The organism is Gordonia polyisoprenivorans NBRC 16320 = JCM 10675 (assembly GCF_000241325.1).
Taxonomy (GTDB): domain Bacteria; phylum Actinomycetota; class Actinomycetes; order Mycobacteriales; family Mycobacteriaceae; genus Gordonia; species Gordonia polyisoprenivorans.
The window spans coordinates 129645-139042 of sequence record NZ_BAEI01000025.1 but is presented as its reverse complement, the minus strand read 5'-3'; the positions used below and the strand labels follow the sequence as shown (position 1 = coordinate 139042).

The following is a 9398-nucleotide window of genomic DNA, read 5'->3' as shown; positions in this document are numbered from 1 at the left end:
TGTCGTCGTCTTCGGTACCGGCGATCAGGATGCCCTTGATGGTGCGTGGCCCGACATCGCCGACGGCGATTGCCCGGGCGCAGGCGGCGTTGATGCGGTCATCGGGATACTTCGTGCGTAAACCGACGATGGATTGGATTGCGCGCAGCCGATGGATCGCGTTGACCTCGCAGAGTTCGGCGACCACCGCGACCGCGTGCTCACCGATTTCCTCGGCCTGCCCGCGGCACCACGCCACCGGGCGGGAGGCGAAGGCCACCTTGTAGGGCGGGTAGTGCTCGAGATTGGTCGCCCGCCCACCCAGGCGCAGCACATGGGTCGCCACGACCTCGTCGCCGGAGAACACCTGGACCATATCCCCGCATGTGCGGACCCGCACGTGTGAGCCGATCAGCCGCCACGGCACCGAGTACAACGCTGGACCCGCCTTGACATGACAGTCTGGGGCGACCTTGCCCACATGGTAGGTGACGAGTTCGAATCGTCGGGGCGGCAATGGATTCAACACATGCTGTTCGATCTGTGCGAACAACTCGGCCGGCGGCACCCCATCGATCCCGCGGTGGGCGTGGCGGCCGTAGACGTCGGTGCACCAGCCGATCGCAGCGTCTTGCATCTGCGGCAGGCTGCTGAACTCGCGGCCCTTGAAGAACGAATCCCGAATGTAGGGCATCGGGCGTTCGATGCGCGGTTTGTCTTTCGGAGTGGCTGCGCGCGCCGGATCGATCAGCACCCCGTAAAACGAGGCGAGTTCCGCGTAAGCGCGGTTGATCTGCGGATCGTAGAGGTCAGGTTTGCTCACCCCGGTCTTGAGGTTGTCACACACGATCCGCTGCGGCGTACCACCGAAGAACTCAAACGCGGCCACATGTGAAGAGCACCAGGATGTTTGGTCCATCTTGAGGACCGGCTGCACGAACAACCATCGCGAGCACGACAAAATGATCGCGAATGCCCACACCGACACCCGCTTACCGGTCTCGGGGTCGGTCCACATCCCCAGCTTGCCGTAATCAACCTGGGCTTCCTCACCCGCCGGCACCGGTGGCCGCGGTGGAGTTGCCCGCTTCTCATTGATCCTGTCAGCGAAATGTGCTGTCACATAACGGCGTACCGACGATTCCGACACATCAACCTGGCGGTCGTCGCGCAACCGCTGCGCGATCGTGGCCACCGTCACCGTCGCATCGAGCTGCCCGCTGATCCACTCATGATGCTCGGCGATCGGCGGCCACGTCACCGCCCGCAGCGACGGATCAACAACCTCGGGAAACCAGCCGCCGATCAACTCCCGCCACACCGACTCATCGAACCCGCCCCCGGCGCCCGGGCTCAGACCCGCGGCCAGCGCCGGCGCGAGATACTTGCGGATGGTCTTGCGATCCATACCCAACGCCTGGGAAATCTGTACCTGCGAGCGCCCGGCATACCAATGCCGAAACAACTCCAACAACTGCGTCATCGTCCACGTCCTCCGTGCCACCTCAGGCCCCTTCCACAGCCCCAGGCAGGGCCATGAACGGAGCGAACCTGTAGCAGCACCCCAACCCCGCCCGACACGCCCCAAGGTGGGGAATTACGTGACCGACGGGTGAGGAATTACGTGACGGACAACCCCATCAACCTGGGGAATTACATGACCGCTGACACATACTCTCGTGCCCTAGCGGAGGGGTGTCTTCCGACGCGTGGTGGGGTGGGGAGGTCGTCGCAGTACAGCAGTACCTCGCTGTAACGCTGGGAACCCACCGAGGTCATCAATGCCCTGTTGACCGAGGAATCCGTTGGCCGCGCCCGCTCCATTCTCGCCTCCCGGCCCAAAGCGGCAAACTTCCCCACGGGCAAGACGTTTGACGTGTGGGAGTCCGCGTCATCGACCCCCATCCCCACCCCGGATCGCCGACGCCGTCTACGAACGCAACTCGGTGGCCGTGTCGTCGAACCTGCACCCTCTTGCTTCGACGACCTGATGCCGCGTGCGACTCTCTGCACCATGCTGACAGAAGCTCTCTGCACCGCCAATGGCGACTGGTGTGACGGACTTCACGAAGCCGTAGGTATTTCACCCGTGAGGTGCACAGATTCTGTTTCGTAAAGGTCAGAAGTTCGGCTCGCCGTGAGTGGGACTCTGCGGGACCGCGCCCTGCTGGCCGATACTTGCTGACGTCGGATTGAGAGTCGTTCTCGAAGCCCCTTGCTCGCAGACCCAAGCCTCGTCCGGCGGTGGCCATCACGGGTGTCGCGTAGACGACCGTCGGAAGGCGTTCGCTGCCAACAAGACTGATTAAGGGGCTTATCGTGACGTACACCTTGCAACCGCAACTGTCGCACTCCACTCTGGTGCCGCGAGAACACGTGCATCGGGATGCGCTGTCGGAGGTTTATCTGACCGACATCATCTGCGATCGGTACCCGAACTTTCGTATCGGCGTCCACCTGCCGAAGTCGCACAGCTACTACAGCGATCACATCGGACCTGCAGAGTTTCGGTACGACCCGCTGCTGATTCTCGAGTGCTTCCGGCAAACATCGATCCTGATCGCACACCGTCACGTAGGCGCGGGCTTTGACCAGGCCTTCATCTTCAACGACGCCGACATCCAGGTCGTATCCCACGAGGCAACGACAATCACCTTTACGTTGGAGTACGTCCGGGGCGGTCGCCTCGGACGCTCGTCCGCGGTTCGGGGCGTGGCTCGACAATCACCTGTGTGCCCTCGGTGGCTCGGCGTGGAAGGCCACCCCGGACCGTGACGGGTCGTTTCGGCCGCTGATTGAGAAGTGTTCGCGAACTTGTCGCTGTGTAAAGGTGCGCCGGCGAAACAACCCCTGACGAGGTCAACAGGTTCGAGCAGAGAGGTTCATGTGGTCGAAACAATCTGGGTAGGAATCGATGTCGGCCGTCACGCACACCACGCCGCCGCTGTGGACGACGCGGGGACGGTGCTGTGGTCACGTCGGGTACCGAACGATCAGGCGGCCATCGAAGCGATTGTGGACCAGGCGTGCCGTGTCGAATCGGTGGTGTGGGCGATCGACATGACCGCGCCGGAATCGGCCCTCCTCCGAGGGGTGTTGTCCCGCCGCGGCCAACACATTCGCTATGTACCTGGTCGCGTTGTGCACAGCATGACCGGCGCTTTCGCCGGCGAAGGCAAAACCGACGCCCGCGACGCGGTGGTGATCGCCCAGACCGCGCGCCTGCGTGGTGATCTCGCGACGGTCGCGGTCCCTGATGACGTCGCGATCGAACTCGACCTGTTGACCGGGCATCGCCGCGACTTGGTCACCGAACGCACACGAGGCATCAATCGACTGCGCGGCCTGCTGACCCGCATCTTCCCCGGTCTCGAACGGTGCTTCGACTACTCGACGTTGACTGGTTTGGCGTTCGTCACCCGCTTCACCACACCGTCGGCGATTGATGGGGTCTCCGACGAGGAGATTTACGACCACCTACGCGGTCAAGGAGTCCGCCGGCCGACCATCCCGAAGATGATCAGCAAGGCGCGTGCCGCCGCGGCCGCGCAGACCGTCGCTCTGCCTGGTGAGGCGACCACGGCATTGCTGGTGCAGCAGGCGGCTACCTCGCTGATGGCGCTCACTCGCCAGATCACCTACCTGGATAAACAGATCGCCGAGGTGTTCCGCCGAGACCGCCACGCCCGGATTCTTGAATCCGTACCCGGTATCGGCACCCGAAGTGGTGCCGAACTCATCGCGTTCACTGGTGGCGACCTCACGTCGTTCGGCTCGGCTGCCAAACTGGCTGCCTACGCCGGTCTTGCTCCCGTCCCGCATGATTCAGGTAACCGGCGGGGCACATTGCGTAGACCGCAGCGCTACCACCGGGGTCTGCGGAAGGTGTTCTACATGGCCGCACTCAACAGCTCGCAACGCGACGGACCATCACGGGAGTTCTACCAGCGCAAACGACGCGAGAACCGCTCTCACGTGCATGCGCTCATCTCGCTGGCCAGACGGTTGATTGATGTTGTGTGGGCACTCATCCGTGATGGCCGAGAATGGACTCCGAGGGGCGCCGGCCCGCCCATCGCGGAGGCTGCCGCCTAGTACTACAGCTGTAGATTGAGTCTATTGTGGTGTTGACCTGCGTTTTTGGTGGCAGAGTTGTGCGCGTTTCTGGTGTAGTCGTCGCCATCGGGACCAGTCGAAGAGTCGCGTGTTGGTGTGCAACGGAGCGAGGACAAGCGCGATGAAGAGTCGTCGGAATTCGTTGATACTCAGTCGGATCAGGGAGGGGTCGACGGCTTCGATGGCGCGTTGGGCGACGGTGGTGACGGCCAGGAAGGCGTGTGCGAGCATGACCAGGATGGTCCAGCGGTGCCAGGAGGTCCAGGTGCGAACCTGATGCTGGTCGAGTCCGGTGAGCCCTTTGCTGGATTGGAAGGATTCCTCGATGGTCCATCGGCGGCCGGCCACGCGCACCAACTCCGTCAGCGAGGTTTGTTGCGGGTGCGAACAGCGGTGGTAGGCCAGTTCGCCGGTGGTGTCGTTGCGGCGGATCAGGAGCCAGTGGTGGCCGGGCAGGTCGGGTTCGGTGATGGTGACTTTCGCCCAGGAGTACCAGCGTTCACCCTTGCTTCCCTGGCCCGCCGAGACGTGTTTCCACGCTCGTGCGGGGAGCTTTGCGGCGATGGTATCGGCGCGTCTGCGGTATCCGTTGATGGTGACCTGGCGGTGGCATCCTACGGTCAGGACGTAGCCGATATGATTGTGGGCGAGCATGGTTCGTAGTTTGGGGTCATCGCCGTAGACTTCGTCGCCGGCCACCCATTGGGTGGTGATACCCGCAGCGCGGGCGCGGGCGATCAGACCGGCGGCCAGGACGGGTTTGGTGGCGAACTCGGTGCCCTCGGGTACGCCGGCCTCGGCCAGTCGGGTCGGGTCGTTGGTCCAGGATCGGGGTAGGTACAGGGCCCGGTCGATCAGGGCGTGCCCGAGGGCTGTGGCGTAGGTGAGGTACACCGCGACTTGACAGTTCTCGATGCGTCCAGCGGTTCCGGTGTATTGCCGTTGTACACCAACTGTTTTGGTGCCTTTCTTCAGGTCGCCGGTCTCATCGATCACCAGGACTGCTTGGTCGGTGCCGAGGCCATCGAGGACCAGTTGTTGCAAGTCCTCGCGCACGTCGTCGGCGTCCCACTTCGCGCGGGAGAGCAAGTGCTGCAGTTTGTCTGGTGTGGAATGCCCGGACAGTTCGGCCATCGTCCAGCAATTCTTGGTCGCCAACGACGAGATCACTCCCAGCAGGAACGCTCCCGCGTTGCGGGCGGTTTCATGTCGGGTGAACCGTGGGGTGATGGTGTCGATTAGCGCGTCCAGCCCGGCACGCCACCGGTCATGGTCTAGGCTCGGACCTGCGGTTGTCGTGGGCGTCTTTGGTTTCTTCACAAACTCTGAATATGCCCCGACAGCCGCGCTGACCAGCGCAAACACGCCGAGGGTCACTCCGATCCCAATCTACGGCTGTAGTACTAGCCCCTGAGATCATTCAGACGCCGCTGCACGCACCGCCGCGGTGAGGTCGTCGATCGTGTTCGGTTGTAGCCGATTCTCGTCGAGGAAGAATGTGGGGGTGCCTTGGACCCCGAGAGCCAGACCGTCAGCGACGTCGGCGCGGATCCGTTCGAGCGTGGCCGGGCTGTTGTAGACCGTGTCGAAGGCCGCCATATCGAGATCGAGGTCGACGGCGAAGCTACGGAACAGGTCGTCAGCGGGGACTTGCTGTTCGCCCCAATGGGTTTGGGTGGTGAACATGCGCTGGTACATCTGCTCGAACCGCCCCTGCTGGGCGGCGGCTTCGACCGCGCGAGCAGCACGTTCGGCGTTGAAGTGTCCGGGCATCGGAAAGTAGCGGACGACGAACGTAACGCGGTCGCCGTAGGTTCGCCGCAGATCCTCGATGACCGGGTAGATGGCTCCGCAGGCTTCGCACTCGAAGTCCAGGAACTCGACGAATTGCGCCCGGCTCTGCGCAGGCGACGTCAGCCGATGACTGTCGGGCCGGGTCACCAGATCAGACACCGCGGCGGTATCGGACGGGGCGGGTGTGGAAGTGTCCTGATCGACGAGGACGGCGACTCCGATACCGACGATAATGGTTACGAAGAACGCCCACGCGAACTTGGTTGGTCTGGTCATACGTTCAACGTAGAGGCGATGTCGGCGGGAATGAGGATCGGTCTCATCAGGCCGGGGGTTGCCTTCGGGGTAGCGCCCGGAATGTATGAACCTGATGTCTGTTCTCAGTCTTCATGGGTGCGCGCTACAAGCGGATCAGATTCTGTATCCGGCAGCGAGGAGTCTCTGGCGTTTCCTCTGGGAGCGGACCATCGAGACTCCGGGCAGACGGTGAGCCGGGCAGTGACCAGCGCGGCCAGCCGGGCCCTGCGCCGGATCGGGGGGGGGGTCAGCGCTCGGGTGAATGCTGCGCTCGTTCGTCGGGACTCCTGAATGCGGTGAGGGTGATCAAGATGGCAGCGCCGCCGACGATGAATGTGTCAGCGAGGTTGAACGTTGGCCACCAACCGGTGTGGAGATAGTCAGTGACCACTCCGTCGGGGAACCGATCGATGAGATTGGCGCTTGCCCCGCCGAGGATCGCTGCTAACCCCAGCCGCCCGAGGTGCCCGGTGCCTGGCGCCATCCGCCAGGAGGTGACCGCGACGATGAAGGTGATGATTCCGGTGACTGTGGGCAGCACCCATGCCGGGGCATCGGCGGCGATCGAAAACGCCGCGCCCGGATTGAATGCCAGCCGCAGCTGCACCGGCCCCGTTCCGATGACTGCGCCGTCCGCGAGCGCGCTTGTGGCCCATGCCTTGACGGCCAGATCGGTGGCCGCGAGTCCGACAGCGACGGCCAGCAGCCCGCACCGCCGTGTGAGGCGTACGCGGCGGTGCGCCACCGGAACCGCGGTGATCACTGCCCGACCGTCACTACGGACGGAGTCCGCTGGCCAGTTCCGGTCCTCGCCCGGGCTAGCGCTTTGACCCGGCCGGCGCGGACTCCGTTGGCGATGACGACGATCTCGGCGAGTTCGTGGACGGCGACGACGGCGGCGAGGCCGAGTATCCCGAACAGCGCGAGAGGGATGAGGATCGCGATCAGGGCGAGGGACAGGCCGACGTTCTGCAGCATGATCTTCCGGGCGCGGCGGGCGTGATCGAGTGCCTGCGGGAGGGTGCGGAGGTCTTCGCCCATGAGGGCGACGTCGGCGGTTTCGATCGCTACGTCCGATCCCATTGCGCCCATGGCGATGCCGAGGTCGGCGGTGGCCAGGGCGGGAGCGTCGTTGATGCCGTCGCCGACCATCGCGGTGAACGAGTTCGTTCGGAGGTCGCCGATGATGCGGGCCTTGTCTTCGGGGCGGAGGTCGGCGTGTACGTCGTCGATGCCGGCGATCTTCGCCAGCGCGTTGGCGGTGGCGGTGTTGTCGCCGGTGAGCATCGCGACCGTGGCGCCGATGCGGTGCAGGTGCTCGATTACCGCGCCGGCTTCGGGGCGAAGCTCGTCACGGACGGCGACCGCGCCGATGACCTGACCGTCGTGTTCGATCAGGACGGCGGTGGCGCCGTCGGCCTGCATGGCCGCGACCCGCTCATCGAGCGGGCCGGGCTCGATCCAGTCGGGACGGCCCAGCCGCGCGGGCCGTCCGTCGACGAGGCCGGTCAGGCCGGCCCCGGGAACAGCCTGCACATCGCGCGCGGCGGTGGTCTCGCCGTGGGCGGCGAGGATCGCGCGGGCGAGCGGGTGTTCGCTGTGCGCTTCCAGCGCCGCGGCGACGGCGAGCACCCGCTCCTGGCCCGGAGTGCGGTCGCCCAGGCTGCTCCCGGTGCTAGGAGCAGCGGTGTCGGTGGGGGTGGTGGCGATGTCGACGACGGTGGGCCGGTTCGCGGTCAGAGTGCCGGTCTTGTCGAGGGCGACGGTGCGGACCCGGCCGAGGGCTTCGAGGGCGGCACCTCCTTTGACCAGGACGCCGATCTTGCTGGCGGCGCCGATCGCCGCGACCACGGTCACCGGCACAGAGATCGCCAGCGCACACGGCGACGCGGCGACGAGCACGACCAGGGCCCGTTCGATCCACGTGGCCGGGTCACCGAGCAGGGAGCCGAGGATCGCAATGGCGGCGGCGAAGATCATGATCGCCGGTACCAGGGGCTTGGCGATCCGGTCGGCGAGGCGTTGCGCGTCGCCCTTGCGGGACTGTTCGGCCTCGACGATCTGCACGATTCTTGGCCAGCGAGTTGTTCTCCGCCGTGCTGGTGACATGCACGCTCAGGGCGCCGGTGCTGTTGATCGACCCGGCGTAGACCTGCGTGCCGGGTCCGGCTTCGACAGGCACGGATTCGCCGGTGATCGCCGAAACATCCAGTGCGGTGCGGCCTTCGGTGATGGTGCCGTCGGTGGCGATCCGCTCGCCGGGTTTGACCAACATCTGGTCCCCGACGGCCAATTCCGCCGGGGAGACGGTGACCGGGGTGCCGTCGCGGAGCACGGTCGCGGAGTCCGGGACCAGATTTAGTAGCGCCCGCAGCCCGCGGCGGGTGCGGGCGACGGCGTACTCCTCAAGGCCTTCGCTGATGGAGAACAGCACAGCGAGCATCGCGGCTTCGCCGACCTCGCCGAGGATCACCGCGCCGACCGCAGCAATCGTCATCAGGGTGCCGACGCCAATTTTGCCCTTCGCCAACCGGCTCAGGGTCGAGGGGACGAATGTCCACGCCCCGATCAGCAGCGCCACCCACTCCAGGGCGAGCGCGACCGGTTCGGGGCCGCCGGACCAGCTGGTGATGTACGCGGCGAGCAGGAACACCGCGGCCGCGGCGGCAGCCTGCAGCTCCCGCACCTGCCACCAGTGCTCCGGAGCCTGCTCGTCCTCACTGGCCGGTTCGTCGTGCCCGCATCCGCATGCGTCGCTCATCGCCGCACCCCCGCCTTCGTGTCGCCCGTTGTGCAGCAGGAGGTGGTGGCGTCGGTGCCGTAGTTCGGGCACAACACAACCGCGTTTCCGGTCGCTGCCAGGAGGGTTTCGGCGGCGGCGAGCACGTCCATCAGCTCCGGTCGGGCCAGGCTGTAGAACACCTGCCGCCCCTGCGGGCGGCCTTCGACGAGCCCACAGTCCCGTAAGCACGCCACGTGCGCGGAGACCGTCGATTGCGCCAACCCCAGCTCCGCCATCAGATCCGCCACCCGGGCCTCGCCACCGTGCGCGAGGCGGGTTGCGATTGCCAGACGGGTCCCATCGGAGAGGCTGTGGAACAACGCCACCGCGGGATCGAGGTCCGCCCCAGTCGCCACCGAGCACTCATTCATCGTCATATGACGATGATAGCGGCATTGTGTGCTGTAATCGAATCATCACGAAGAAGTGG

Annotated in this window: 7 protein-coding genes and 2 pseudogenes; 3 read left to right on the top strand and 6 right to left on the bottom strand. The window is 65.2% G+C overall.

What is annotated here, in order from left to right; genetic code table 11:
• Positions 1–1462: IS21 family transposase (gene istA / locus GOPIP_RS06800; protein WP_006368845.1), on the bottom strand; the 1462-nt coding region annotated here is incomplete at its 3' end.
• A gap of 273 nt (positions 1463–1735) precedes the next feature.
• Here istA and GOPIP_RS29400 point away from each other — a divergent pair.
• The 3 genes and pseudogenes from GOPIP_RS29400 to GOPIP_RS06785 all read left to right on the top strand — a co-directional run.
• Positions 1736–1891: pseudogene (locus tag GOPIP_RS29400) on the top strand (ATP-binding protein); the annotation flags it as partial.
• A 407-nt stretch (positions 1892–2298) separates the two neighbouring features.
• Complete coding sequence (locus GOPIP_RS06790; protein WP_006368844.1) at positions 2299–2754, top strand: AfsA-related hotdog domain-containing protein; 456 nt, start codon at positions 2299–2301, stop codon at positions 2752–2754.
• 111 nt (positions 2755–2865) lie between these two features.
• Positions 2866–4074 carry an IS110 family RNA-guided transposase gene (locus GOPIP_RS06785; RefSeq protein ID WP_005193666.1) on the top strand — a complete coding sequence of 403 codons (1209 nt, stop codon included), beginning with the start codon at positions 2866–2868 and terminating at the stop codon, positions 4072–4074.
• A gap of 21 nt (positions 4075–4095) precedes the next feature.
• Here GOPIP_RS06785 and GOPIP_RS06780 read toward each other — a convergent pair whose 3' ends face one another.
• The 5 genes and pseudogenes from GOPIP_RS06780 to GOPIP_RS06760 all read right to left on the bottom strand — a co-directional run bounded on the left by GOPIP_RS06780 (position 4096) and on the right by GOPIP_RS06760 (position 9345).
• Entirely contained in the window at positions 4096–5334 is a 1239-nt protein-coding gene (locus tag GOPIP_RS06780) for an IS701 family transposase (protein WP_138944083.1), read from the bottom strand.
• Between the two features lie 177 nt (positions 5335–5511).
• Entirely contained in the window at positions 5512–6165 is a 654-nt protein-coding gene (locus GOPIP_RS06775; RefSeq protein WP_005193670.1) for a DsbA family protein, read from the bottom strand.
• Positions 6166–6433: 268 nt separating this feature from the next.
• Entirely contained in the window at positions 6434–6949 is a 516-nt protein-coding gene (locus GOPIP_RS06770) for a signal peptidase II (protein WP_005193672.1), read from the bottom strand.
• Positions 6946–8947 (bottom strand): annotated as a pseudogene (locus tag GOPIP_RS06765) (heavy metal translocating P-type ATPase). Before GOPIP_RS06765 ends, GOPIP_RS06770 begins: the two are co-directional and overlap by 4 nt.
• Positions 8944–9345, bottom strand: a complete 402-nt coding sequence (locus GOPIP_RS06760) for an ArsR/SmtB family transcription factor (RefSeq protein WP_010844639.1) — start codon at positions 9343–9345, stop codon at positions 8944–8946. Before GOPIP_RS06760 ends, GOPIP_RS06765 begins: the two are co-directional and overlap by 4 nt.
• Positions 9346–9398 lie beyond the last annotated feature (53 nt).

Excerpts from the sequence above, each read along its gene's own strand:
- GOPIP_RS06760 (WP_010844639.1), bottom strand. The coding sequence starts at position 9,345 with ATGACGATGAATGAGTGCTCGGTGGCGACTGGGGCGGACCTCGATCCC.
- GOPIP_RS06775 (WP_005193670.1), bottom strand. The coding sequence starts at position 6,165 with ATGACCAGACCAACCAAGTTCGCGTGGGCGTTCTTCGTAACCATTATC.